General features: G+C 31.5%; 28 protein-coding genes and 2 tRNA genes. 18 read left to right on the forward strand and 12 right to left on the reverse strand.

Annotated elements, in window-relative coordinates:
• From D6200_RS12220 to D6200_RS15465, 9 genes are all read left to right on the forward strand, one after another.
• A complete protein-coding gene (locus D6200_RS12220; RefSeq protein WP_073182185.1) occupies positions 1-969 on the forward strand; it encodes a hypothetical protein in 969 nt (322 codons plus the stop codon).
• 24 nt (positions 970-993) lie between these two features.
• The gene (locus D6200_RS12225) at positions 994-1,179 is read left to right on the forward strand and encodes an RHS repeat-associated core domain-containing protein (protein ID WP_262509478.1); all 186 of its coding nucleotides are present in this window, start codon (positions 994-996) and stop codon (positions 1,177-1,179) included.
• Positions 1,180-1,196: 17 nt separating this feature from the next.
• The gene (locus tag D6200_RS12230; protein WP_073182184.1) at positions 1,197-1,433 is read left to right on the forward strand and encodes a hypothetical protein; all 237 of its coding nucleotides are present in this window, start codon (positions 1,197-1,199) and stop codon (positions 1,431-1,433) included.
• A gap of 132 nt (positions 1,434-1,565) precedes the next feature.
• Positions 1,566-1,946, forward strand: coding sequence for an immunity 22 family protein (locus D6200_RS12235; RefSeq protein WP_073182183.1), 381 nt, complete (start codon positions 1,566-1,568; stop codon positions 1,944-1,946).
• 48 nt (positions 1,947-1,994) lie between these two features.
• A complete protein-coding gene (locus D6200_RS12240; RefSeq protein ID WP_073182182.1) occupies positions 1,995-2,192 on the forward strand; it encodes a hypothetical protein in 198 nt (65 codons plus the stop codon).
• A gap of 43 nt (positions 2,193-2,235) precedes the next feature.
• The gene (locus D6200_RS12245; protein ID WP_073182181.1) at positions 2,236-2,430 is read left to right on the forward strand and encodes a hypothetical protein; all 195 of its coding nucleotides are present in this window, start codon (positions 2,236-2,238) and stop codon (positions 2,428-2,430) included.
• A gap of 204 nt (positions 2,431-2,634) precedes the next feature.
• Positions 2,635-3,090, forward strand: coding sequence for an SMI1/KNR4 family protein (locus D6200_RS12250; RefSeq protein ID WP_073182180.1), 456 nt, complete (start codon positions 2,635-2,637; stop codon positions 3,088-3,090).
• Positions 3,091-3,098: 8 nt separating this feature from the next.
• Entirely contained in the window at positions 3,099-3,653 is a 555-nt protein-coding gene (locus D6200_RS12255) for an imm11 family protein (RefSeq protein ID WP_073182179.1), read from the forward strand.
• Positions 3,654-4,063: 410 nt separating this feature from the next.
• On the forward strand, positions 4,064-4,240 hold the full coding sequence (locus D6200_RS15465; protein ID WP_240627179.1) for an RHS repeat domain-containing protein: 177 nt from the start codon (positions 4,064-4,066) through the stop codon (positions 4,238-4,240).
• 114 nt (positions 4,241-4,354) lie between these two features.
• Here D6200_RS15465 and D6200_RS12270 read toward each other — a convergent pair.
• Both D6200_RS12270 and D6200_RS12275 read right to left on the reverse strand, forming a co-directional pair.
• Positions 4,355-4,428 (reverse strand) — tRNA-Asn (locus D6200_RS12270).
• Between the two features lie 60 nt (positions 4,429-4,488).
• Positions 4,489-4,562 (reverse strand) — tRNA-Asn (locus D6200_RS12275).
• Positions 4,563-4,834: 272 nt separating this feature from the next.
• On the opposite strand from D6200_RS12275, the gene D6200_RS12280 reads away from it, so the two are divergent.
• From D6200_RS12280 to D6200_RS12290, 3 genes are all read left to right on the forward strand, one after another.
• Complete coding sequence (locus D6200_RS12280; protein WP_073182178.1) at positions 4,835-7,561, forward strand: 2-oxoglutarate dehydrogenase E1 component; 2,727 nt, start codon at positions 4,835-4,837, stop codon at positions 7,559-7,561.
• Positions 7,562-7,678: 117 nt separating this feature from the next.
• Positions 7,679-8,887 (forward strand): 2-oxoglutarate dehydrogenase complex dihydrolipoyllysine-residue succinyltransferase, encoded by a 1,209-nt coding sequence (odhB, locus tag D6200_RS12285; protein ID WP_206337263.1) that lies wholly within the window; start codon positions 7,679-7,681, stop codon positions 8,885-8,887.
• A gap of 208 nt (positions 8,888-9,095) precedes the next feature.
• On the forward strand, positions 9,096-9,467 hold the full coding sequence (locus tag D6200_RS12290; protein WP_047789902.1) for a VOC family protein: 372 nt from the start codon (positions 9,096-9,098) through the stop codon (positions 9,465-9,467).
• Positions 9,468-9,509: 42 nt separating this feature from the next.
• Here the strand turns inward: D6200_RS12290 and D6200_RS12295 are convergent, their stop codons facing one another.
• Complete coding sequence (locus D6200_RS12295; RefSeq protein ID WP_073182176.1) at positions 9,510-10,229, reverse strand: DUF547 domain-containing protein; 720 nt, start codon at positions 10,227-10,229, stop codon at positions 9,510-9,512.
• A 569-nt stretch (positions 10,230-10,798) separates the two neighbouring features.
• Here D6200_RS12295 and D6200_RS12300 point away from each other — a divergent pair.
• Both D6200_RS12300 and D6200_RS12305 read left to right on the forward strand, forming a co-directional pair.
• Positions 10,799-11,545, forward strand: a complete 747-nt coding sequence (locus D6200_RS12300; RefSeq protein ID WP_159432115.1) for an alpha/beta hydrolase — start codon at positions 10,799-10,801, stop codon at positions 11,543-11,545.
• A gap of 7 nt (positions 11,546-11,552) precedes the next feature.
• A complete protein-coding gene (locus D6200_RS12305; RefSeq protein ID WP_125064423.1) occupies positions 11,553-12,155 on the forward strand; it encodes a hypothetical protein in 603 nt (200 codons plus the stop codon).
• A gap of 3 nt (positions 12,156-12,158) precedes the next feature.
• Here the strand turns inward: D6200_RS12305 and D6200_RS12310 are convergent, their stop codons facing one another.
• The 9 genes from D6200_RS12310 to D6200_RS12350 all read right to left on the reverse strand — a co-directional run bounded on the left by D6200_RS12310 (position 12,159) and on the right by D6200_RS12350 (position 21,652).
• Positions 12,159-12,824, reverse strand: coding sequence for a LytTR family DNA-binding domain-containing protein (locus D6200_RS12310; RefSeq protein WP_159432114.1), 666 nt, complete (start codon positions 12,822-12,824; stop codon positions 12,159-12,161).
• A 259-nt stretch (positions 12,825-13,083) separates the two neighbouring features.
• Positions 13,084-14,397: a Fe-S cluster assembly protein SufD gene (gene sufD, locus D6200_RS12315; RefSeq protein ID WP_073182172.1), complete on the reverse strand. Its 1,314-nt coding sequence runs from the start codon at positions 14,395-14,397 to the stop codon at positions 13,084-13,086.
• 96 nt (positions 14,398-14,493) lie between these two features.
• On the reverse strand, positions 14,494-15,246 hold the full coding sequence (gene sufC / locus D6200_RS12320; protein ID WP_047789907.1) for a Fe-S cluster assembly ATPase SufC: 753 nt from the start codon (positions 15,244-15,246) through the stop codon (positions 14,494-14,496).
• Positions 15,247-15,337: 91 nt separating this feature from the next.
• The gene (sufB, locus tag D6200_RS12325) at positions 15,338-16,786 is read right to left on the reverse strand and encodes a Fe-S cluster assembly protein SufB (protein ID WP_073182171.1); all 1,449 of its coding nucleotides are present in this window, start codon (positions 16,784-16,786) and stop codon (positions 15,338-15,340) included.
• Positions 16,787-16,819: 33 nt separating this feature from the next.
• Positions 16,820-17,149 carry a HesB/IscA family protein gene (locus D6200_RS12330; RefSeq protein ID WP_047789909.1) on the reverse strand — a complete coding sequence of 110 codons (330 nt, stop codon included), beginning with the start codon at positions 17,147-17,149 and terminating at the stop codon, positions 16,820-16,822.
• A gap of 136 nt (positions 17,150-17,285) precedes the next feature.
• Complete coding sequence (locus D6200_RS12335) at positions 17,286-18,353, reverse strand: cytochrome-c peroxidase (RefSeq protein ID WP_073182170.1); 1,068 nt, start codon at positions 18,351-18,353, stop codon at positions 17,286-17,288.
• Positions 18,354-18,355: 2 nt separating this feature from the next.
• Positions 18,356-19,114 (reverse strand): MbnP family protein, encoded by a 759-nt coding sequence (locus tag D6200_RS12340; RefSeq protein ID WP_073182169.1) that lies wholly within the window; start codon positions 19,112-19,114, stop codon positions 18,356-18,358.
• 3 nt (positions 19,115-19,117) lie between these two features.
• Positions 19,118-20,443, reverse strand: a complete 1,326-nt coding sequence (locus tag D6200_RS12345) for a hypothetical protein (protein WP_073182168.1) — start codon at positions 20,441-20,443, stop codon at positions 19,118-19,120.
• Complete coding sequence (locus D6200_RS12350; RefSeq protein WP_082118666.1) at positions 20,444-21,652, reverse strand: choice-of-anchor B family protein; 1,209 nt, start codon at positions 21,650-21,652, stop codon at positions 20,444-20,446.
• Positions 21,653-21,791: 139 nt separating this feature from the next.
• On the opposite strand from D6200_RS12350, the gene thiL reads away from it, so the two are divergent.
• The 4 genes from thiL to D6200_RS12370 all read left to right on the forward strand — a co-directional run bounded on the left by thiL (position 21,792) and on the right by D6200_RS12370 (position 25,419).
• Positions 21,792-22,841: a thiamine-phosphate kinase gene (gene thiL / locus D6200_RS12355; protein WP_047789913.1), complete on the forward strand. Its 1,050-nt coding sequence runs from the start codon at positions 21,792-21,794 to the stop codon at positions 22,839-22,841.
• A 157-nt stretch (positions 22,842-22,998) separates the two neighbouring features.
• On the forward strand, positions 22,999-23,469 hold the full coding sequence (gene lysM / locus D6200_RS12360) for a peptidoglycan-binding protein LysM (protein ID WP_047789914.1): 471 nt from the start codon (positions 22,999-23,001) through the stop codon (positions 23,467-23,469).
• A 152-nt stretch (positions 23,470-23,621) separates the two neighbouring features.
• Complete coding sequence (locus D6200_RS12365) at positions 23,622-24,521, forward strand: DMT family transporter (protein ID WP_073182167.1); 900 nt, start codon at positions 23,622-23,624, stop codon at positions 24,519-24,521.
• 31 nt (positions 24,522-24,552) lie between these two features.
• The gene (locus tag D6200_RS12370; protein ID WP_231128374.1) at positions 24,553-25,419 is read left to right on the forward strand and encodes a YicC/YloC family endoribonuclease; all 867 of its coding nucleotides are present in this window, start codon (positions 24,553-24,555) and stop codon (positions 25,417-25,419) included.
• The last annotated feature ends 1 nt before the right edge of the window (position 25,420 follow it).

Raw genomic sequence — 25,420 nt, forward strand, 5'->3', positions numbered from 1 at the left:
ATGAATACTACAAAAGTAATTGCCACAAGAGGTGGAGAAAATATACTAAATAAACTTTATCTTACCATAGATGGTAAAAAGAATAGTATTAGTTGTGATAGAGTATTAAATAAGCAATATAATATTAGATTTATAATAGAAATAGTTGAAGAAAAATTATCATATACAGACGAAATATTAGGGGATAAGTTGGTGGATAGTTCGCTTGGAGAATTTTTAATTAAACCAGATTCAGAAATAATATTATCTAATGAGGATTCTTCATTTAATAATAAATTGAACTTTAATTTAGCTTTTGATAAAGAGTGTTTTGTTGGAGTGAAAATTTATGAAAGTAATCCAATCAATAGTCATGGAGCCTTAGAAGTAATACCAGTGCCTACAGACATTATAAATGTATATGTTTATTTTTCGGAAACAAAAAAAATAAACGAGAAGACTGACGATATTCAATATGTTTTTGATGGGTATAATCATTTGGGGTTTTTCCTTGTTGATTTACCTAGAATGAAAAAAGTAATTGAGTTAGAGTACGGTAAAAAAGAATTGGACTTAGTGGTTGAGTTCTCTACCTCTGAACTCATAGATAAACTTTTTGAAGAAGAGATAATTATGATCGTATGGGGGATTAACCCTTATACATACCCTATATATAGTTCAGAATATTCAAAGTTAATAAAACCCTTGTTGGGAGAAGAGTTCAAACAAGAAGGTATTTTTAATATTGACGAAAAGATAAATGAGTTAAGTATTGTTCCAGGATATGAATTAAGTACTTGGCCTAAATTTTTAGAAAAAGAGTGGCCAAAAATTAAATTACAAGGAAAAGGAAAAAAAACATACTTAAAACCTTTTTGTTTAAAAAACGATGATTCAGAAACTGTAATTACTTCGTTTCTTGTATATAGAGAAGAAGGTACATTAGAGAAAAATGAGCCTTTACTTAATGTTGATTTACTATATTCTTAATAAGATATTTCAGTAAAGTTACTCATTTCTTTTAGGTATCAAGGTCAATACAAAGATGTAGAAACAGGATTGTATTACAATAGGTTTAGGTATTACTCCCCAGAGTCAGGGGCTTATATTTCTCAAGACCCGATTGGACTATTAGGAAACAATCCTAATATGTATGCTTATATTAGTGATTCTAACTCTTGGGTTGATGTTTTGGATTAGTTCCTTGGGAGAGAGGAGTGTTTAAAAAGTGGTGGGATACAGCATTAGAAAGTGATGTGAAAGATAATTTGAAATCTGTTAAAAATGCAATGAGAGCAATGCATGGTGGTGGAAATCATGAAATGTTTCCTGTTTCTCAGGCGGTGAAAGCAAAAAAACTAGGATTTTCTTATGATGAGTTGTCAGAAAGGACAATCAAAACTTCAGATGTGTTCTTTGAAAATGTATCTGATGGGAAAGGAAGTTTGCTCTGAGGTCCTCATGTTTCATCAGGAGTTAATAACCAAGTTGCAGGCAGCAACAAGTAAGTAAGAGGCAAAGAATATTATATCTGAAATGCATGGTAAATATGTGAAGAAATTAAAAAAAATAAACTGTAAATAGCTATGGATGAATTACATGTGTGGGTTGGTAGTTTTGAGGGCTCACTAGAAACATTTGAGAAATTTTTTGACTTAACAGATTTTTATAACAATTATGAGTCAGGAAATAATTTTGAGCGTTGTGAATTTTGTAAATACATAGATGATGACTCCTATGATAATGATTTTATTGGTTTTGAAATAGGGGATATTGGAATTAAAGAGTTGTTATTTAATACGTTGCCAGATTCTGATTTAGCAGAAAAAGTTTTGAGAAAATGTGAAGAAGAAAATATTTTAAAACCTAATGCTATTTTGTATTATGGAGATGAAGATTTAAGTGTTAATGATTTAGATGATAGTTTTAAAGGGTTGAAATATTTAGGGGTGTTTGATTGGGATTGATTTAATTACAGTATACTTTAACCTGACCAATATCAAGACCCCATTGGATTGGCTGGTGGTGATAACTTCTATGCATATGTTCACGATAGCAATAGTTATGTTGATGTTTTAGGTTTAGCTAGTCAAAGGTGGATGAGTAAGACAAAAAGTGATGGAACACCTTATAGAAAACCAGGTCCTAAAGCTAAAGGAACGGGAGACCACAATGCTAAAATAGATGAGATTATAGCTAGAGAAAAAAGCTAAACCAGGTATTGAACGCATTGGAGGTGGCTCAAAAACAGAAGTTATGATTGACACTACGGGAGGTTTAAAAGATATTAGACGTATGGATGCTTCTTTTAAAAGGGCAGATGGTAGTGTATATCACATAAACGTAGGAAGGAGTCTTGCAGATGGTAAAACTGGTACAATAAGAGAAAGAGAAGTTTTAAAGGACGTTTTGGATGTAGGTGAAGATGTTAGTTTTGAAGCTTATGGTTAAGATTCTGATTATCGTTCAAAAGTAAAAACAAGTTGTAATTAATGTCTCGAATAAATTTAGTAATGTCGTTGTCGAATTTTTATTCTTTTATTTTAGAAGTTATAGAAACAATAAAGCATTGCATAATGCTTATGAAAGTTTTAGAAAAAAATATTGGAAAGAAAGAGCTAAAGGATTAAGTTGTTGTTAATAATTTTATAGAACATGAGTTATATTGATGTTATAAAAAACATAGAAGATGATACTTTTTATAGTGATGGAAATGTATCAGGTGGAATAATAAATGAATGTGAAAAGATTCTTGGTCTAAAATTACCTAAAGAGTACAAAAAATATATTTCAGAATGTGGATATATAGGTTTTGGTGATAGTATATTACTTGGTTTAGATTCAGATGGAGAAAATGAAGAAAGAGGTACAGTTTTAGGGGATACTTTATTTGCAAGAGATGAATTTTCTCTTGGGGGTGAGTTTGTGGTTATTGAATATCAAGATTATGAAAATTTGTATGCGTTAAAGTGTTCTTCAGATGAAGAACTAGAGGATTCACCAATTTTTAGTTTTGATATAAAATATGATAATAAATTGGCTGAACCTGTTAAAGTTTCTGATAGCTTTAAAGAGCATTTCAAAACATTTGTTGATAATTTATCAGACTAATTATATTAATGAATTATCAATTTTCAGATTTCTACAAAAGAGATGTTAGTTTTGTTTTCGATGATGAAAACGATATAGACTTTTCTACTTTAAATGAAGGAAAAAAAATACAATTTGCATCCCCCTTTTTATATACAGTTGATAAAATAGATAGCTATATAAACTCTTATGATTTATTACCAACTATTGGTCTACCATTAGTAAGTGAAAAATTTAGAGATACTTTTCTTGATTTAACTAAAAGCCAAATAGAGTTTATTCCTGTTATAATTAGAGATGATAAGCAAAATAAAAATACTAACTTTTTAGCTTTGAATATTCTAAATGTAATTTCTTGTATGGATGAAGAAAAATCAATTACAGAAAAAACCAGATATGGTACTTTAAAAATTAAAAAACTTCATTTTATTAAAGGTGCTTTGAAAAATATGGATATAGTAAGAATGGAAGAACATAAATCTTATATTATAGTTACAGAAGTTTTTAAAAATAAGTGTGAAAAAGCTAACTTAAAAGGAATTAACTTTATAGAAGAAGGACATTCTATTTATACAGATGTTTAATTAGTTGTGTAATCAAAGCCACCTTAAATAATATTTAAAAATAGAAAAGCCACAGTTTTAAGCTGTGGTTTTTTATTGCGCAAATGCTTGTTTAGTTTTAAAGTTTTGTATGTGGGTATCAATAAGGTTAAATAAGATACTTTTAGTGCTATTATCTAATTTTTCTATATCGTTAATGCGTTGCAAAACAGCTTTGTTATAGTTAGATATCTCCCTCCCGCTAGCGCGAGCGTCACGCTCGTGTCGTGTATGAGTAAGCGGCAAAGGGTCAAGAAAATATAAAGCACAGCAGCGATGCTGTAGTTTTTTCGCATTATGCTATCTGCTTCGCTTATAAAATTTCAAAAAAACTTATAGGTACACCTATACAAGCATATCATAGTAGTGGTAAAAAAGTATGGGAATGTGAGTTGGATATATACGGAAAAGCTCGTAGTTTTACGGGAGAAAAAACGTTCATTCCTTTTAGATATCAGGGGCAGTATGAAGATGAAGAAACGGGATTATATTACAATAGGTTTAGGTGTTATTTATCTGATACTATAGTATTCTTAGATTGTATTACAATGTTGTGTATTTTGAGGTGAAAAAGACATTTATAGAGAAGATAAATATAAAAAAAGATGTAATGAATAGAGCAGTTGGTGAAAATCATTAAAACAAAAAAATCAATCTAAAAAAGATTGATTTTTTTTGTTTTGCTCCCCCTCTTGGGCTCGAACCAAGGACCCTCTGATTAACAGTCAGATGCTCTAACCAACTGAGCTAAGGAGGAATGTTCATGTAGAACAATATATATGTACTGTAGAAATTATCGGCTTCTACCTTGCCTTTGCTCCCCCTCTTGGGCTCGAACCAAGGACCCTCTGATTAACAGTCAGATGCTCTAACCAACTGAGCTAAGGAGGAATTTAAAACATACTTGTCTTAAAATGCGAGTGCAAATTTAAGGGGATTTTTTATATCTGCAAATTATTTTTTAAAAAAAGTAAGATTAAAATTACTTATCTCTGGATTTCAGTTGTTTATTTTTTAAGGGAATTATGTTTTTAACTGAAATTTAACAAAAAGCTAATACTCGTTAAAGAGTTTAAAATTAGACTAAAAAGGAATGGTATTTTTCGTAAAAGTTGTACTTTTGTCTCCATTATTCTTATTGATAGAAAAGTATAACAAAATATATGGACAAGTTTTCGTTCTTAAACGCAGCACATGCAGGTTTTATAGGTGATTTGTATGAAAAATATCAAAAAAATCCTGATGCGATAGAACCAAGTTGGAGAAGTTTTTTTCAAGGATATGATTTGGCTAACGAGAAATACTCATTAACAGATGAAGAAGTTTCGGTAGAAGTCCCTGAAGAAGTACGTAAAGAATTTTTAGTAATCGATTTAATTAACGGTTACCGTACCCGTGGCCATTTGTTTACCAAAACAAACCCAGTACGAAATAGAAGAACATATACTCCAACATTAGATATTGAAAATTTTGGATTAAATCAATCAGATTTATCCACTGTTTTCAATGCAGGAGAGATTTTAGGAATAGGACCTAAAAGTTTAGCAGAAATTATAAACTATTTAAAGTCTGTTTTCTGCGAAAGCATTGGAGTTGAGTATATGTATGTACGCAACCCTGAAGAGTTAAAGTGGTGGAATGAGCGTTTGAATAAGAATGCTAACCATCCAAGTTATGATGTAGAGTCTAAGAAGTATATTCTTACGAAACTAAATCAAGCATCAACTTTCGAAAGCTTTTTGCAAACAAAGTATGTAGGTCAAAAACGATTCTCTGTTGAAGGAGGAGAAACATTAATTCCAGGGGTAAGTGTAGCGCTTAGAGACGCGGCTGAATTGTATGGAGTGGAAGAATGCGTGTTAGGAATGGCACATCGTGGACGCTTAAACACTTTGGTAAACATCTTTAAAAAACCTATTCGCGATTTATTTAGTGAGTTTGAAGGAAAAGATTTTGAAGATCAAGATATAGATGGAGATGTTAAGTATCATTTAGGTTTAACCTTAAGCAAAGCGTATCAAGGTGGACAAAAAATGAAGATGAATTTAGTTCCAAATCCATCTCACTTAGAAACTGTTGATGCAGTTGCTGAAGGAATAGTTAGAGCTAAAATTGATAAAGACTACGAAGGAAACGAAAATAAGATATTACCAATTTTAGTACATGGAGATGCCGCTGTGGCAGCTCAAGGTATTGTGTATGAGGTTGTGCAAATGGCACAATTAAACGGATACAAAACAGGAGGTACTATACACATTGTAGTAAATAACCAAGTTGGTTTTACAACCAATTATTTAGATGCTCGTTCAAGTACGTATTGTACTGATGTAGCTAAAGTAACGTTATCTCCAGTATTACACGTAAACGCTGATGATGCTGAGGCTGTTTGTCACGCTATGGAAATGGCTGTTGAATATCGTATGAAATTCAACAAAGACATTTTTATTGACTTATTAGGATACCGTAAATACGGTCATAACGAAGGAGATGAACCACGTTTTACTCAGCCAAAATTATATAAGGCAATTTCTAAGCATAAAAATGCAAGAGAAATTTATGCTAATAAATTAATAGAAGAAGGAAGTATAACAACGGACTACTTACAGAAAATAACAGATGAATTTAAGGCGCATTTAGAGGCTGAATTTACAGAATCTAAAAAGAAAGAAACGTCTAAAATTCAAGAGTTCATGCCTGATGTATGGGATGGGTTTGTACGTAAGCAATTACAAGATATGTTACAGCCTGTAGATACAACCTATTCAGTAGATGGTTTAAAAGGCATTGCAAGAGTTATTTCAAAAACACCAGAAGGACACAAGTTTGTTCGTAAAGCAGAACGTATCTTAAAAGGTCGTGAAAAAATGGTTTTTGAAGATAACTTATTAGATTGGGGTACAGCTGAAAACTTAGCATACGGTACGTTGTTAGAAGAAGGATACGATGTTCGTATTTCAGGAGAAGATGTAGAAAGAGGAACATTCTCTCACCGTCATGCAATTATGCGTGATGAAGAAACTTTAGAGCGTGTAAATTTATTAAACACAAACCCTAAGAATAAAGGAGAGATGACTATTTACAACTCTCACTTATCAGAATATGGAGTGTTAGGTTTTGATTATGGATATGCAATGGCAGCTCCAAATACCCTAACCATTTGGGAAGCTCAGTTTGGTGATTTTGCCAACGGAGCACAAATTATGTTCGACCAGTATATTTCTTCAGCAGAAGATAAATGGAAGTTACAAAACGGATTGGTAATGTTACTACCTCACGGGTATGAAGGTCAAGGACCAGAGCATTCATCAGGTAGAATTGAACGTTTCTTACAATCGTCATCAACTGATAACTGGACAATAGCAAACTGTTCTACACCAGCAAATATGTATCATATTTTGCGTCGTCAGATGAAGCGTGATTTTAGAAAACCATTAATTGTTTTCACACCAAAAAGTTTATTACGTTTACCTAAAGCAGTAAATCCTATTGAAGATTTAGCAAACGGAACTTTCCAAGAAGTGATTGATGATACTATCGATACATCAAAAGTTAAGAAAATGGTGTTCTGTACAGGTAAATTTTATTATGACTTATTAGCAGAACGTGAAAAGTTAGAAAGAGAAGATGTAGCTTTAGTTCGTATAGAGCAATTGTTCCCATTACATAATGATAAAATTAAAGAAGTAATGGACAAGTATCCAAATGTAGAACGTTATGTTTGGGCGCAAGAAGAACCTAAAAATATGGGAGCTTGGAGTTATATGTTAGAACGTTTTGAATTAGCTAGGTTAGAATGTGCCTCGGAAGAGTACCGTTCGGCGCCAGCAGCAGGTTCAAGTGCACGTTTTAAAAGACGTCATCAAGCTATTATAGATAAGGTTTTTGATTAAAAAATAAATGCGTTAGGGATAGAAGCAAACTACCGTGTAGTGCGAAAAGCCCGACCCGATAGGGAAACGCCCAAATAAAAGAAATAAAATAATTCAGATATATAAAATTTAGAACTGATGGTTTTAGAAATGAAAGTTCCTTCTCCGGGGGAATCAATTACAGAAGTAGAAATCGCAACTTGGTTAGTTGAAGATGGTGATTACGTTGAGAAAGATCAACCAATTGCCGAAGTAGATTCTGACAAAGCAACGTTAGAATTACCTGCGGAAGAAAGCGGAATAATCACTTTAAAAGCTGAAGAGGGTGATGCAGTAGCAGTAGGAGCAGTAGTTTGTCATATTGATATGGATGCTGCAAAGCCAGATGAAGCTGGAGCACCAAAAGCAGCTGCACCAAAAACTGAGGAGAAAAAAGAAGCACCTAAGGCTGAACCAGCAAAAGAAACATATGCAACTGGTACAGCATCTCCAGCAGCTAAGAAAGTATTAGCTGAAAAAGGGATGAATCCATCTGATGTTAAAGGAACTGGTAAAGACGGTCGTGTAACAAAAGAAGATGCTGTAAAAGCAGTGCCTTCAATGGGAACTCCAGGAATGGGATCTCGTGGTACAGAGCGTAAAAAGTTATCAATGTTACGTCGTAAAGTAGCGCAACGTTTAGTTTCTGTAAAGAACGAAACAGCGATGTTAACTACTTTTAATGAGGTTAATATGCAACCAATTTTCGACTTACGTAACGAATATAAAGAAGCGTTTAAAGCAAAACACGGTGTAGGTTTAGGATTTATGTCATTCTTTACTTTAGCAGTAGTAAGAGCTTTAAAAATGTATCCAGATGTAAATTCTATGATTGATGGAGATTACAAAGTAAGTCACGATTTCCAAGATATTTCTATTGCAGTATCAGGTCCTAAAGGATTAATGGTGCCAGTAATAAGAAACGCTGAAAATTTAACGTTTAGAGGAGTTGAGAGCGAAGTAAAGCGTTTAGCATTACGTGCACGTGACGGACAAATTACAGTTGATGAAATGACAGGAGGTACGTTTACTATCACGAATGGTGGTGTATTTGGTTCTATGTTATCTACACCAATTATCAACCCTCCACAAAGTGGGATTTTAGGAATGCATAATATTGTAAATCGCCCAATGGCAGTTAATGGCGAAGTAGTGATTCAACCAATTATGTATGTAGCATTATCATACGATCACAGAATTATTGATGGTCGTGAGTCTGTTGGATTCTTAGTAGCTGTAAAAGAAGCGTTAGAAAATCCTGTAGAGCTATTAATGAATAATAACCCTACCAAAGCTTTAGAAATGTAGTATAAAGTTTATACAGATAAATAAAAAAATCCCACACAACTTGTGTGGGATTTTTTTATTTATTTTTAAAAGGATGAATTGAATAAAATAAAATGATTATCTTATACACTCTTCTTACTGTCATAAATTGTTATTAAACAGACTAAAAATTTATTTGTAAAAAGGGAGTATTATATTTTTTGAAGAAAAAAATTAAAGCTATAAAATTATGAAACTAGGAGCCTTTTCAATTAGTTTATCAGTGAAAAATATTAATAAGTCGAAAGAATTTTATGAAACGTTGGGATTCACTGTTTTTGCAGGTCAAATAGAAAGCAATTATTTGATTATGAAAAATGGTAATTCGTTAATTGGGTTGTTTCAAGGTATGTTTGAAAATAATATTCTTACTTTTAATCCAGGTTGGGATGAAAATGCCAATGAGTTAGATGACTTTGACGATGTAAGAACCATTCAACAACATTTAAAAGAAAATCACATCAAATTGAAAAGTGAGGCAGATGAAGAGACTTCGGGCCCTTCTAGCATCGTTTTCTTTGATCCTGATGGAAACATGATTTTAATAGACCAGCATGTTTAAAAGATGAAAAACAAGATGTGTCTTTCATCCTTTAAACGTAATCTATTTGTTGTTTAAGCTCCAATCGTAGTCCAAATATAGCACTTCGGCATTATCATTAGCTTTAATGTGAGAGTACTTATTTATATAATCTACTAAAGTATTACGAGAGGTAAAGTCTTCTTGGTACCATTGAAATATTTTTGAAACTTCAACTTTAGTTAACGTAATCTTATTTTTTGTGGAGTCGTTTATAAAAGCTTTCATTAAGTTTTCCAACGCTTCTTCTATATTCTCTTTAGTAAAAGCAAAATTTACAAATCGAGGTCCAGATTTAGATGCTGCATTTAAGGCAACATGAATTCTAGGGTCATCATGCCATCTACGAAGTATTTTATGCTCAATATAATCTAGCGAGTATAGTTTTTTACCAACAGAAGCAAAAGGAATCTTCCAAGCATTTCTTCCTTTACGTTTAATGTCGGTAATTTTTTTTAAAGGATAACTATCTAAAATTAATTTGATTGTATAAGCATTGTAAGCGTTAATCCAAAAAGCTTTTGCTTTATTTTGCGACCATTTATTACTAGGTATGGTGTTATCCAAATGCTTTATATATATATCTAAAACCGCCCGATTTTTTCTTAGTCCCTTATAATCCACATTGCCTTGAGAGTCAACATAGGTTTTTAATAAAGCATCATATACATCAGTTTGTGCTTGTGTTTGAATACTCACAAAAATTAGTATGAAGGTAAAAGTGAGAGTAATTGTTTTTCGCATTTTTTTAAATTTTAAGTAAATAAATTAGTTTACAATACTTTTGACGTAGATAAATTTAATTCATTACACAAATATTTCATTGAAGCAAAAAAGACCTTTTGGAGAGGTTTTAAAAAAGAGAAATTGTTATTATTATTTTTTACAATAAAGTGAGCTTAAATAAATAACAATAATACTAATCATCATATAAAAAGTAGTGTTGTTTTGCGCTTTGGTTAAGTTTATGTCACTCATAAAAACTTGTATTTTCGATTGTACAAGAGTGTAAGTTTTCTATACAACATCAGTGATTAGTAATACTTATTTAATAGGCTTCATCAAAATAAAGAAAAATTTTTAATCAGGTTTAAAAAAGTATGGTTTAAAAGAAAAATCACTATATAAACTATACTATGAAGAGTCCATTTGTCACAAATAAAGAACATTTCATACCATATATCTTTTTACAATATTTAAAGGCAAGTGAGAGAGATATTTTTGATGCGGATTAATAAAAAACATAAAAAATGATTACGCATTCTTACACAAAAAAACCTTTTGTATTTTTAAGTTTTATACTCTTTTTCTTTATGAGTTGCACTGAAGAAGATTTACCCTCTAACATTAAGCAGCAAAAATTCACTCTAAAATCGAACTCAACAAATTTTAAGTATGCTATTAAAATAGGGAGCATTGAAGAAGTTGATGTAACTAAAGATTATCACGTGATTTATTTATTAGATGGTGACGACTATTATAATGAATGTATGCAAATGTTAAGCTTAGAAAAAAAAGAAAATACCGTTATAGTGAGCATAGGTTATGCGGGCGATAATGAAAGAGGTACAGATTATTCTTACCCATATGACAGAGATTTTGATGGAGATTCAGGAGGAGCAAAGAAGTTTATTAGCTTTTTAAACTCTGAGTTAATCCCTGTGATTGAAGAGGATTATGAAATAAAGAGTTTAACAAAAACAATTTATGGGCATTCACTTGGAGGTTATTTTGCTTTATATGTTATGCTGCAAGAAGAACAAGAAAACCCTTTTGATAATGCAATTGTGGTAAGCCCTAATTTAATGTGGTATAACTCATTTATTTTCGATTTAGAAGAAAAAGCTAAGAAGTTGAGTTTGTTAGATGGCAAATCTTTTTACATGGCTATGGGAGACCTTGAAGGAGTTGGTATGAACGCATCATTTAAAGCAATGGTTAAGCGACTAAAATTGAATAACTATAATGATTTTAATTTCAGTTATGAAAGATTAGAAAATATTTCTCACAGAAATAGTCCAATCATAGGATTTAAAAATGGATTACAAATTATTGAATAAGAAAAAAATGAAGAAAATTTTATACATACTATTGTTAAGTAGTTTTTTTATGAATGCTCAAGAACATGATACTACAAGAAAGTGGAAATTAGAATTGGGCTATACGACTGATATAATTAATACAAGTTTTGGAAAGCATTATGGTTTTGTTTTTAAAGCGAAAAGGAAATTGTTGGAAAGTAAGAAGATTACCTTAATGGTAGGAGCAGCCTATCAAAACAGTTTTATTAATGAAGACGAAAATATGTTTACAGGTTTTGTTGATGGCTACACAAGAGACTTATCTGTTGTTGGTTTGGTAGATTTTAGTTTTTATCCTTTTAATAAAAGAAGATTTTACATGTCAATTCAACCTTTTCTTGGCTATACTAACTTAAAATCAAAAGGAAGTTTATATATAGATCACATAGGTGTATATGAAAAGTATAAAAACTCACATTCTTACTTTAATTACGGAATGATAAATTCTCTAGGTTATACTTTTAATAGAGTAACTATAACCTTTGATGTTTGGAGTTCACTAAAAGGAATTCTTGATAGCGGAAGGTTTAGACCAGGTGATTTTGATTCAAGATTGTTTTTTGGAATGGGAGTAGGATATACATTATAAATTCTATTTATAAAACTTGTCAAACTTCTCTTTAAATAATTTAAATTTATTTCTAGATACAGGAACCTCATGGGAAACATTAGGAAATGATATTTTATAGTTCCTCGCATTTCCAGAGGTTCTTCTAATATTTTTAATATTAATTATATAAGAACGATGTGTACTTAAAATAAAGGGATAATCAGATAAATTATTAAGTAATTTTTGAATAGATATTCTGTATGGTTTAATGTCTACAGAGTTAAGAGTCTTAGTGTATATGTCTACATAATTCCCTTCGGATTTAGCGAATAAAAAAGTAGCCAAATCAAGAATTAATGTCTCATTTATATTATTCGTTTTTATAGATAAAACAATCTCTTTGTTTTTTTGTTTTAATTCTTTCTCGAGCTCTTTATTGTACGCTTTAACACTTCTTAAATTTTCTTTTAAAATAACCACATAGTTTATCCAAATAATAATGAGTATAGGTGTAGTACCGATTAAAATAACATAAGAGAAAGTATTAATAAAACTTAAAAAAAAATTACTATTAACACTATTTTTAATAGGGTACAGAAAACTATTTTGAAAAAGAGCTATTGAAATAAGAATACCAAGAGTAAAGAAAAATTCTCTTAAAGTATTCCAATTTTCTTTAATTTCAGAAGTAAAAAAAATGGTGGGCACCAATTCAGTAAAAAATAAGATGCTCAAAAAAGTAACTATGCTAGCCGTTAAACATGGAAAAAAATTGTTTGTAACAGTATTTTGAGAAAAGTAATAGTTAACTAAGAATATTAAAATACTTAGTATACAAGCAATAATAAGGTTTCTTTTGGTATGAAATAAATATGGGTAAGGGGTTGATAAGCTTTTTAAAAACTTATACTTCATAACATTTAAAGAATTAAAAAGGCATTATTAAATATAATGCCTTTTGTTTGTTTTATAGTTCAAAACCAATATTAACCCCTAATTTGTTGGCAATTAATTTGGTAATTCTTTTTTTAACCTCTGGTATTTTAACACTCTCTAAAACAGTATTTGCAAAGGCGTACATAAGTAAAGCTTTTGCTTCTTTCTTTGGAATACCTCTTTGCTGCATATAAAATAAAGCTTGATCGTCTAATTGACCTATGGTACAACCATGAGAGCATTTTACATCATCAGCAAAAATTTCTAATTGAGGTTTAGCATTTATAGTTGCTTTATCACTTATTAAAACATTGTTGTTTTGTTGGTAAGCATTTGTTTTTTGAGCTTCTTTCTCAACAATAACTTTACCATTAAACACACCAGTAGAACGATCGGTATAAATACCTTTATAGTCTTGGTGACTTTCACAGTTAGGCTCTATATGGTTTACCAAGGTATGATGGTCAACGTGTTGTTTCCCCTCAATAATGGTAATTCCTTTTAAAATAGAGTTAATATATTCTCCTTTTTGGTAGAAGTTTAAGTTGTTTCTAGTAATATTGCCACCAAAAGAAAAAGTATGTACAGAGCATGTACTTTCTTTCTGTTGCTCGATATATGTATTATCAACTAAAGAAGCATCATTATTGTCATTCTGAATCTTGTAATAATCTACTGTAGCATGTGTATCTGTATAAATCTCAGTTACGGCATTTGTTAATACAGCATTATTGTTAAGGTTTTGATGACGTTCTATAATTTGAACATGTGCATTTTGCTCTACAATAATTAAGTTACGAGGCTGTAACATGGTTGCATGTTCTTTACCTGTAGTAAAATTAATTATCTGAATAGGTTTTTCAACTTCAACATTCTTTGGGATGTGAATGAATGCACCTTCTGTAGCAAAAGCTGTATTTAAAGACGTTAAATTGTCTTGTTTAGCAATTTTGTTAAAATATTTTTCAATAATAGGCTTATACTTTTCTTTAGAAAAAGCAGCAGATAATAAACAAATATCTTTTCCATCATGAGTAGTAGTTGATAAAAAAGAACTGTATTTACCATCCACAAAAACTATTTTATAGCTATCTATTTCATGAATGAAGTATTTTTTTACATCAGCAAACTCTACAGAAGCATCTCTATCAGGAAAAATACTATAATCTTCTTTTAAAACTGAATTTAAAGAAGTGTATTTCCAAGCTTCTAATTTTTTTGTAGGAAAGCCTAATTTTTCAAAATTTTGTAGTGCTTTTGTTCTTATTTCATGTAAATCTGAATTAATATTTACATTGTCTTCAAAAGCTACGTATGATGATAATATTTTTTCTCTCAACTCCATTGTTTTTAGTTGTAAAGTTTATAAAGTATAAAAGTTTGTAAAACTGAAAAGTGGCTTATCTTATGAGCAAATTTTCGCTTTTTACTTTTCAACTTTTTAACTATTTACCTCTGCTTTAATCCAATCGTATCCTTTTTCTTCAAGCTCTAAAGCAAGAGAAGCATCTCCAGTTTTAACAATTTTTCCATCATGTAAAACGTGTACATAATCAGGAACGATATATTCTAATAAACGTTGATAGTGGGTAATAACTACTACAGCGTTATCTTTAGATTTTAACTTATTAACTCCATTAGCCACAATACGTAAAGCATCAATATCTAAACCAGAATCAGTTTCATCTAAAATAGCTAATTTAGGTTCTAACATAGCCATTTGGAAAATCTCATTACGTTTTTTCTCACCTCCTGAAAATCCTTCGTTTAAAGAACGAGATAAGAATTTACGATCGATTTCTAATAATTCTGATTTCTCACGAATCTTTTTAAGCATATCTTTAGCAGGCATTTCTTCTAAACCTTGGGCTTTTCGAGATTCGTTAATGGCTGTTTTAATAAAGTTTGTAACAGTAACACCAGGTATTTCTACAGGGTATTGGAATGATAAGAATACACCAGCATGGGCTCTTTCTTCAGGAGCTAATTCGCTAATATCTTCTCCTTCTAATTCAATAGAACCAGAAGTTACTTCGTAAGTTTCATTACCGGCAATTACAGATGATAAGGTACTTTTACCTGCACCGTTTGGTCCCATAATTGCATGAACCTCTCCTGCTTTTACTTCTAAGTTAATTCCTTTAAGAATATCTTTGTCTTCTACCTGTGCGTGTAAGTTTTCTATTTTTAACATTGTTCTTATACTATTGGCTTTAAGCTGTTGACTATAAGCGTACGTTTAATTTTTAATAATTGTTGTGTTTATAATTAACACATTAGGTTAATTATCCTACAGAACCTTCTAACGAAATTTCTAATAATTTTTGAGCTTCTACAGCAAATTCCATTGGAAGCTTATTTAATACTTCTTTACTAAACCCATTAACAATTAATGCAATAGCTTTTTCAGTATCAATACCACGTTGATTACAGTAAAATAATTGATCTTCACCAATTTTACTAGTAGTAGCTTCGTGTTCTATTTGAGCCGATTTATTTTTAGCTTCGATATAAGGAAAAGTATGAGCACCACACTCATTACCCATTAATAAAGAATCACATTGAGAGAAGTTACGTGCATTTTCTGCTCTTGAATTTATTTGAACTAAACCACGATAACTGTTTTGCGACTTACCTGCTGAAATTCCTTTTGATATAATAGTTGATTTGGTATTCTTTCCTAAGTGAATCATCTTAGTGCCCGTATCGGCTTGTTGATGATTGTTTGTTACAGCAATTGAATAAAATTCACCTACAGAATTATTTCCTTTTAAAATACAACTTGGGTACTTCCATGTAATTGCTGACCCTGTTTCAACTTGCGTCCAAGAAATTTTAGCATTGGTTTCGCACAAACCTCTTTTGGTAACAAAGTTATATACTCCTCCTTTACCTTCTGAGTCTCCAGGAAACCAGTTTTGAACTGTTGAATATTTTATTTCAGCATCGTCTAAAGCAATAAGCTCAACAACTGCTGCGTGTAATTGATTTTCATCACGTTGTGGAGCAGTACATCCTTCTAAGTAAGAAACGTAACTACTTTCATCAGCAACTACTAACGTACGCTCAAACTGTCCTGTTCCTCCTTCGTTAATACGGAAGTAAGTAGATAATTCCATTGGACAACGAACTCCTTTTGGAATATAACAAAAAGATCCATCTGAAAATACAGCCGAGTTTAACGCAGCGTAAAAGTTGTCAGTTGGTGGTACAACAGAACCAATATATTTTCGTACTAATTCTGGATGCTCTTGAATAGCTTCAGAAATTGGCATAAAAATAATTCCTTTTTCAGCTAAGGTTTCTTTAAAAGTAGTAGCAACAGAAACAGAATCCATTACAATATCAACAGCTACATTTGCTAACCTTTTTTGTTCTTCTAAAGAAATTCCTAATTTTTCAAAAGTTGCTAATAAATCAGGGTCTACCTCATCTAAACTATTTAATTTAGGTTTTTGTTTAGGAGCTGAGTAGTAAGAAATATCTTGAAAACTTGGTTTTTTGTAGGTAACATTAGCCCACTCTGGTTCTTCCATTTGTTCCCAAATTCTAAAAGCTTCTAAACGCCATTCAGTCATCCATTCTGGCTCATTTTTCTTTTTAGAAATGGCACGAACGATATCTTCGTTTATTCCATTAGGAAACTTTTCACTTTCAATATCAGTATAAAAACCATATTCGTACTCTTTGGTTTTTAATTCTTCTCTTAAATCGTCCTCGGTGTATTTACTCATCAGTTTTTTGTATTCTTTTTGTGATGTATAGGTTTATAAAGAGAAACTCTCTCCGCAACCACAAGTTCTGTTAGCATTAGGATTGTTAAATACGAATCCTTTACCGTTTAAACCTCCAGAATATTCTAAAGTTGTTCCAACTAGGTATAAAAAACTCTTTTTATCAACAATAATTTTTACATCGTTGTCTTCAAAAACCTTGTCGTTTTCCTGTTGGGTTTTGTCAAAAGTTAAGTCGTATGATAATCCTGAACAACCGCCACTTTTTACCCCAACACGAACAAAGTCAGTTGTAGTGTCAAATCCGTCATCAGTCATTAGTTCAATGACTTTCTTTTTTGCTGTGTCTGAAACTTTTATCATCGTTTTAAATAGATTAAATCTAAGTGACTGCAAAGATAATGACAAAATATGATTTATATCATTTTTTGAAATGAATATAGTTATTAAGCAATAAAAATTGTTTATACTTTAAATCTACAGGTTGATTGTTAGAAGATTATTGTTTGAAATCAGTATTATTTACAAAATCATCATCAGAAAGGGTTAGCAAAAAAGCTTTTAAGTCTGCTTTATCTTTATCTGAGAGTTGTACTCCTCCTTGATTGGCTTTCTTCATTAAGGGATCTATTGTAGAAGATAATTTTAAACCTTCAGAATAATGGTTTATAACTTCTTCTAAAGTAGTAAACCGTCCATCGTGCATGTAAGGAGCGGAAAATTTTAAATTTCGTAGAGAGGGGCTTCTAAACTTTCCGTTATCATTAGGGTCACCTGTAACGGTGCCTAATCCTAAATCGGTAAAATTTTCATCTAAACCGTTGTTGTGGAATTTGTTATCTGTCCATAAAGGGTTGTTGTCGCTTCCATGACAATGAAAACAGTCTCCTCTAGTTTCGTCCATAAACACATTAAACCCATTTTGTTCTTCAGGAGTTAACTCTACTTTACCTAAAAGGTGTTGGTCAAATTTTGAATTTCCAGAAATTAGAGTTCTTTCAAACTGAGCGATTGCCTTGGTAACTAATGTTGAGTCTATTTTTGATGCTCCAAAAGCTCGTTGAAAAAGGGTCGGGTATTCAGCGTGTTCTTGTAGTTTTTTAGTTACATTTTTCCAATCACTGTGCATTTCAATTGGATTACGAACAGGAGAGAATACTTGACGTTCAATACTGAGTTCTTTTCCGTCCCACATAAAACGTTCATCAAAATTCCAAGCTAAATTAAATAGCGGCATTGAGTTTCGCGTTCCGAATTTACCATCGACTCCTTCACTAAAACGAGTGTCATCGGTAAAAGCATTTTTAGGGTCGTGACAACTAGCGCAAGATTGTGTGTTGTCTTTTGATAAAATAGGGTCAAAAAACAATTTTTTACCCAAAGCTATTCCTTCTTTTGTTAGAGGATTGTTAGCTGGAATAACAGGAGCTATTAATTTTTGTTGAAATAATTTAGGGATTTCTAAACTGGTAGGAACAGGAGTATATATACTTTCTTCTTCTCCTTTAGAAGAACAACTAAGTAAAAGAAACAGTAGAAAAGAAAGATATATACTTTTTAGCATCATTATTATTGAGAAATATTTCCTAAACTAAATACACCACTTTTCCCATTTTCAGAAATTTCTTTCTGAGCTTCAAAATCCATCATTAAGTCAACACTTTTTTTGGTTAAATCCCAGTCATTAGGGCTTTTAAACCATCCAGCTACATTCATTTTAATTTCTATTGTAGCATTGTTTTTTAAGAGGATAGAGCCAGTTTCAATTCCAAAAGAAGTATCTAAAATAGAATCTTTTTCTTTGTCATAAGCTCTTACAGCATGAAAATTATATGGGTTTTCTACCCCTAAGGTGTCTTTGTATTTACCGTCTAATTGCATAAAGTGGTATCCTCCTCCCATCATATCTGGTACATTCCAATCAGCAGAGTTTAAATCTGGATATGTTCCACTTAAATTGTTACTATTATTAAAACCGAAGGTAAAAAGTAGTTTATAGCTTCCTTCTGATATTTTTTTAGAAAGAGCGTAGGTTAAACTGTCTGGTTTACTTAGGTCAATTAGTTTGTAACTGTCAAATTTAGTTGTATCTCCTGCACCATTAACAAGGCTAATACGTGAGATTAAATAGCGTAATCTGCTTATAGAGAGTTTACTTCCTTTTTTATTAGTGAATTCAGTGCTTTCTAAGTCAGATTTTTCAATTAAAGTACCATCCCAATTTTGACTAAATTTTAGTTTTACTGAAACTTCTTTGATAGGTTCATCATTATCTGAGCTACAAGAAAATAGTAATAGACTAAGGGAAAAAGTTAAAAAGTATTTCATTTATTATTTTAGTTTGATAATTAGTAGGTCTGAAAACCCCTTGTTTGTTGTTATATCTTGGTTATTGCTGCTACTATCGCCTACAGCTATAATACTACCATTTGTTAATTCTACAGCATCGTAGCAAAAATCTATTTCTGTTCCTCCAACGGTTTTTTGCCATAATAGATTTCCATCTGTATCAATTTTCATAATCAATGCGTCATTTTGACCTTTATTGATGAAATTGTTGTCAGCGCTTCTTGAACTTCCAGAGATTAAAAAATCTCCGTTCAATGTTTTTTTAATCGATCTGCCAACATCAAAACTCGAACCGCCATAGTTCTTTTGCCAAAGCAATGCTCCTTGACTTGTTATTTTTACAACCCATAAATCGGCACCACCATTGTTTTGAGAAATGTCTTGATTAAAGCTACGTGTATCTCCTACTATAATGAAGTTTCCATCATTGGTTTTTGTTATTGCTCTAGCTTCATCAATTTCTGTACCACCAAAAGATTTTTCCCAAAATAAATTTCCACTTTTATTAATCTTAACAACCCAAAAGTCATAAGAGCCCTTGTTGTTTTTTATATCTACATCATTACTGTCTGAAGAACCAATTAATAAATAGCCGTCAGCTGCTTCTGCTACGTCGTAACAAGTATCAGTATTTGTGCCTCCAAAGTATTTTCTCCATTCAATATCTCCGTTAATATTGAGTTTAACTCCCCAATAGTCTCCACCGGCATGTTTGGCTGCTTGTTTTGAATTACCTAAGCCTCCAGATGCTGTAACATCTAGAATACTTCCAACAAAATAACCTCCATCAGAAGTCTGAATAATTGAAAAACCTTGGTCAGCTCCAGAAAAACCAGTAGTTTTTTTCCATACTATTGTGCCGTTGTTGTCTAGTTTTAATACCCAAACGTCATCAAACCCTTCGTTTGTATTTACATCTCCATCATCACTTTTTCCGTAACCTACAATAGCAAAACCATTATCTTTTGTTTTAATAATTTTAGATGCTTTGTCATCTTTTGAACCGCCATAGGTTTTTTGCCATATAAGGTTATCATTGGAGTCAAACTTTAAAATCCAAAAGTCGTATTGAATTATATTTTTAGTGGTTTCTATATCTCCATCAATACTTTGAGTATAACCAGCTATAATATAGCCTCCATCAGTAGTGCTAATTACACTTCTACCGCTTTCATTTATAGAACCGCCCAAAGTTTGAACCAAACTAACTTTAGGGATTTTGGTTGTAGAATTAAGTTGTATACCATCATCTTTATTACAGCTGTAAATAATTAATAAGAAAATTAATAATGGGAGTTTTTTAAGCATTTATTGTTTTTTAAGGATAAATAAACCTCTATTAATGTCGCTTACCACAATTTTTCCGCTTTTAAAGTAGGGGTATACGCTCCAAACACCATTAAAATCAGCATTATCATTTTCAGGGTGTGTATCAAAGAAATTTGTTTCGGTAATAGTTTTACTCTCTATATTTGAAATGTCAATAAAACGTACACCAGCATTATAGTTTGCTAAATAAAAAGTACTTCCTTTAATATATCCATTATGATCAATTGCCGAAGTAGGTCCTGTGTATATAAAGTGTTGTTTAGGGTTCTCTAAATCAGAAAAATCAAAAACAATAGTCCTTGTATTGTGACCGAAATTTTGTTCATCTAACTCGTCTCCTAAAATAAAATATTTTTGATTTTCAGTAAACCAACCTTGATGTGTATAACCAACGTTTGCATATGAAACTTTAGAAATGTTTACAGGGTTTGCTTTATCAGTAATGTCAACAATTACGACCTCATTTTCATTACTTCCTATTAGTATTTCTTTACCTATGTAATTTGTGTCTGGTCCATTGTAGGTTACCACTTGTGCATCATGACTATAATTGTCCATTCCCCATCCACCTTCATTTATTGGATTTAGAGGATTTTGTATATTGATAAATAAAGGACCTCCTCTATATGTTCCAGATCTATTTGTACCCACAGGGTATGCGTATCCTGAATTTTCATTAATAACAATGTTGTGTGCGCTACCAAAACCAGTAAAATGCTTGTCAGCTACAAACGTTTTTGGAGGGTTTGTAATATTTCTAAGTTTTGTTAAGTCAAATACTTGCATACCATGATTTGTAGCCTCACTAACAATAAAAGCATGGTTGTTATATACCTTCACATCCCACCAACTTTTACTCGTAGTTGCAGTTGGAAGTTTGCCTAAATAAATAGGGTTTTCTGTATCGGTAATATCAACAAAAGTAGTTCCATTATCTACACACATAATAGCGTATTCTTTGTTGGTTGTTGGATCTGTCCATCCCCAACAGTCACTTCCGCTAACAGCATCAAATGTGCTTAGAGGTATGTTTAATAGTAAATCATAGCCATCACAAGAATAAATTCCTGCTTTTCCATTAGAGCACGCAGTTTTATTGGTTTTTATTGGAGTTTCGCTAGAAGAGGATGTGCAAGAAGCTAAAAACAGCATTCCAACTAAAACGAATAAGGTTTTAAAGTTTTCCATAAATTGGGGTTTAAAATCACTAAATTAAGTAATTAACTATTTATATAACATATAAAAATAGCAAAACCCTATTTTTATTTTGTATAGATTAGCTTAAGCAGAATACTTCTTTTTGTTTGTTAGTCGTTATCTTTGCAGTATGTTAGAAGATAAAAATCAAGAAAGAACTTCGTTAGCTGAGCTAGGAGAGTTTGGGTTAATAAACCATTTAACAAAACATTTTAAAATGTATCATTCTTCAACTGTGAAAGGAGTTGGGGATGATGCAGCTGTGATTAATACATCGGACAAAGAAACTGTAATTACAACTGATTTATTGGTTGAAGGAGTGCATTTTGACTTAAGTTATATGCCTTTAAAGCATTTAGGGTACAAAGCGGTAATGGTTAATTTATCAGATGTTTATGCAATGAATGCTAATGCGGAACAAATAACCGTATCTATCGCTGTATCTAATCGTTTTCCGTTAGAAGCTATTGAGGAATTATATGCAGGAATACAACTAGCATGCGATACATATAAGGTAGACTTAGTGGGAGGAGATACTACATCTTCAACAAGAGGAATATTAATTTCTGTTACAGCTATTGGTACTGCTAATAAAGAGAAAATTGTTTATAGAAATGGGGCTAAACCTACTGACTTAATTGTAGTTTCGGGAGATTTAGGAGGAGCATATTTAGGGTTACAAGTATTAGAACGTGAAAAACAAGTGTTTCAAGTAAATCCTCAAAATCAGCCAGATTTGGACAAGTATACTTATATAATCGAACGTCAATTAAAACCAGAAGCACGTAAAGACATTCCTAAGTTATTAGAAGAATTAGAGGTAAAGCCAACTTCGATGATTGATATTTCTGATGGATTATCTTCTGAAATTATGCATATCTGTACGCAAAGTAAAACAGGATGTAAAATATATGAAGATAAATTACCATTAGATCCACAGGTTATTTCTACTTCTGAAGAATTTAATATGGATAGTACGATGATAGCTTTAAGTGGAGGAGAAGATTATGAGTTGTTATTTACGGTTTCTATTGCTGATTATGATAAGATAAAAGGAAATCCTAATTTAACAGTTATAGGTCATATTACTGAAGAAAATGAAGGAATAAACTTAGTAACACGTGCAAACCAAGAAATTGAATTAAAAGCACAAGGTTGGAATTCTTTTAATAAAGAGTAGAGGAGAACAAGATATAATAGGTTAAGCATCCATGTTTGGGTGCTTTTTTAGTTCTAAAGAGGCTTTTTTTTAATTATTTTGGAATACGAATTTTGGTATAAAAATTGTATCTTAGTCAGACAGTAAAAAGAATATTAACAAAAAATCAAAAAAGAGAATGGGAATTTTTTCATTTATTAAAAATGCCGGGGCAAAAGTATTCGGTATCGGGAAAACAACTGAAGAAGAAGCTACAGAGAAAGCTGCAAAATTAGTAGATGCAGTAAATAAATTAGAGCTTTCTGTTGAAAACTTAGCTGTTAATGTGGAAGATGATAAGGCCACAGTAACAGGAGAAGCAGCAGATTTAGCTACTAAAGAAAAAGTAGTTTTAGTAGTGGGTAATACGGAGGGGATTGCTTCTGTAGAAGACAATATGACCGTTAAAGAAGTTGAAGTTATCGAAGAAGCTGCTATGGCACAATTTCACACTGTAGTAAGTGGAGACTCATTAAGTAAAATTGCAAAAGAATTTTATGGAGATGCTATGAAGTATCCAGTAATTTTCGAAGCAAATAAACCAATGTTAACACACCCTGATAAAATTTATCCAGGACAAGTATTAAGAATACCACCTTTAGTGGACTAATCAAAAGTTAATCAGCCAAAGGAAAAGCACTGCATTTGCAGTGCTTTTTTAGTTTAAGTAAAAATGATATTTAAAGATTGGTATGAGGTAAAATAGTAGTAAAAAAGAATAAAATTATCATCATATTTGCACCTGTTTTTAAAACCATAAAAATGAATCAAAGAGCGTTAGCACTTACAGCAGCTTCAATCGCAACACTTATTTACGGGGTTACATTTACAGTAGCTAAAGAAGTGATGGAGGGATATATTCAACCATTTGGTTTTATATTGCTTCGTGTTGGTGGGGCTACTATGATTTTTTGGCTGTTAGGACTTTTTGTAAAAGCACCATCTATTGAGAAAGCAGATTATAAAAAAGTAGCGATGGCAGCTTTTTTTGGCATTGCTTTCAATATGCTTACGTTTTTTAAAGGGTTAAGTTATACCACACCAATCAATGCATCAGTTATGATGGTAACTACTCCTATTTTAGTATTAATTTTTGCTAGTATTCTTTTAAAAGAGAAATTAGTTTTAAGAAAAATAGCAGGAGTTATAGTTGGTATGGTAGGAGCCATAATTTTAATAGCTTACGGGAATCCACTTAAAGGAGATGCAACTAATATGGTGCTAGGAAACTTTTTAGTATTCATTAATGCAGCATCGTATGGTATGTATTTGGTGGTTGTAAAAAAACTAATAGCAAAATACAACCCTATTGTTTTTGTTAAGTGGTTATATCTTTTTGGATTGATAATGGTACTACCTTTTGGTTTTTCTGAACTGTTAGAGGTACAGTGGCAAACAATGCCTGTTTCAATTTTCTTAAAAGTAGGTTTTGTAGTATTATTCACTACTTGTATTACTTACTTGTTTAACTTATTTGCATTATCAAAATTAAAACCAACCACAGTAAGTGTTTTTATGTATTTACAACCTGTGGTAGCAGCTATTTACGCATTGATTGTAGGTAGTGATCATTTAGATTTGGTTAAAATAGGAGCTGCATTATTAATCTTTTTAGGAGTATTTTTGGTAACCAAACGTCCAACAGAAACTCCCAATAAATAAACGTATCTTTGCGGATTATTAAACCGAAGTTATGATACAGTCAATGACGGGTTACGGTAAATCCGTACTACATTTACCCTCTAAAAAAGTAACAATCGAAATTAAATCTTTAAACAGTAAAAACTTAGATTTAAATACTAGAATTCCTTCATATTACAGAGAAAAAGAACTCAATGTTCGAAAAAAACTAGCAAGTAACTTGGTAAGAGGTAAAGTGGATTTTTCTATTTATGTGGAAATGACTGCAGATGAAACTTCAACTACGGTGAATACAGGTGTGGTACGAGAGTACATGCAGCAATTAAGAAATGTAACTCAAGTAGGAACTTCAGATGATGTTGAGTTAATGAAAATGGCTGTTAGAATGCCAGATGCTTTAAAAACAGAGCGTGAAGAGTTAGATGAAGAAGAGTGGAAGCAAATAGATACTCATATTGACGAAGCTTTAAAAGAAATTATTCAATATAGAACTGACGAAGCAAAATCGTTAGAAGAAGATTTTAAAACAAGAATACTAAATATTCAATCTGCTTTAGAAGAAGTTAAAAAGTTAGATGGTGATAGAATAGAGCATGTTAAAGAACGCTTACAAAAAGCATTAACAGATTTAAAAGTTGAGGTTGATGAAAATCGTTTTGAACAAGAGCTGATTTATTATTTAGAAAAGTTAGATATTAACGAAGAAAAAGTACGTTTAGCTAATCACTTAGAGTATTTTTTACAGCAATTAGCAACAGAAGATTCCAATGGAAAAAAATTAGGATTTATCGTACAAGAAATCGGAAGAGAAATCAACACAACAGGATCAAAAGCTAATTTTGCACCAATGCAAAAATTAGTCATCCAAATGAAAGACGAGTTAGAAAAAATAAAAGAACAAATTTTAAACGTTTTATAAA

It is taken from the genome of Tenacibaculum mesophilum (assembly GCF_003867075.1).
Lineage (GTDB): Bacteria > Bacteroidota > Bacteroidia > Flavobacteriales > Flavobacteriaceae > Polaribacter > Polaribacter mesophilus.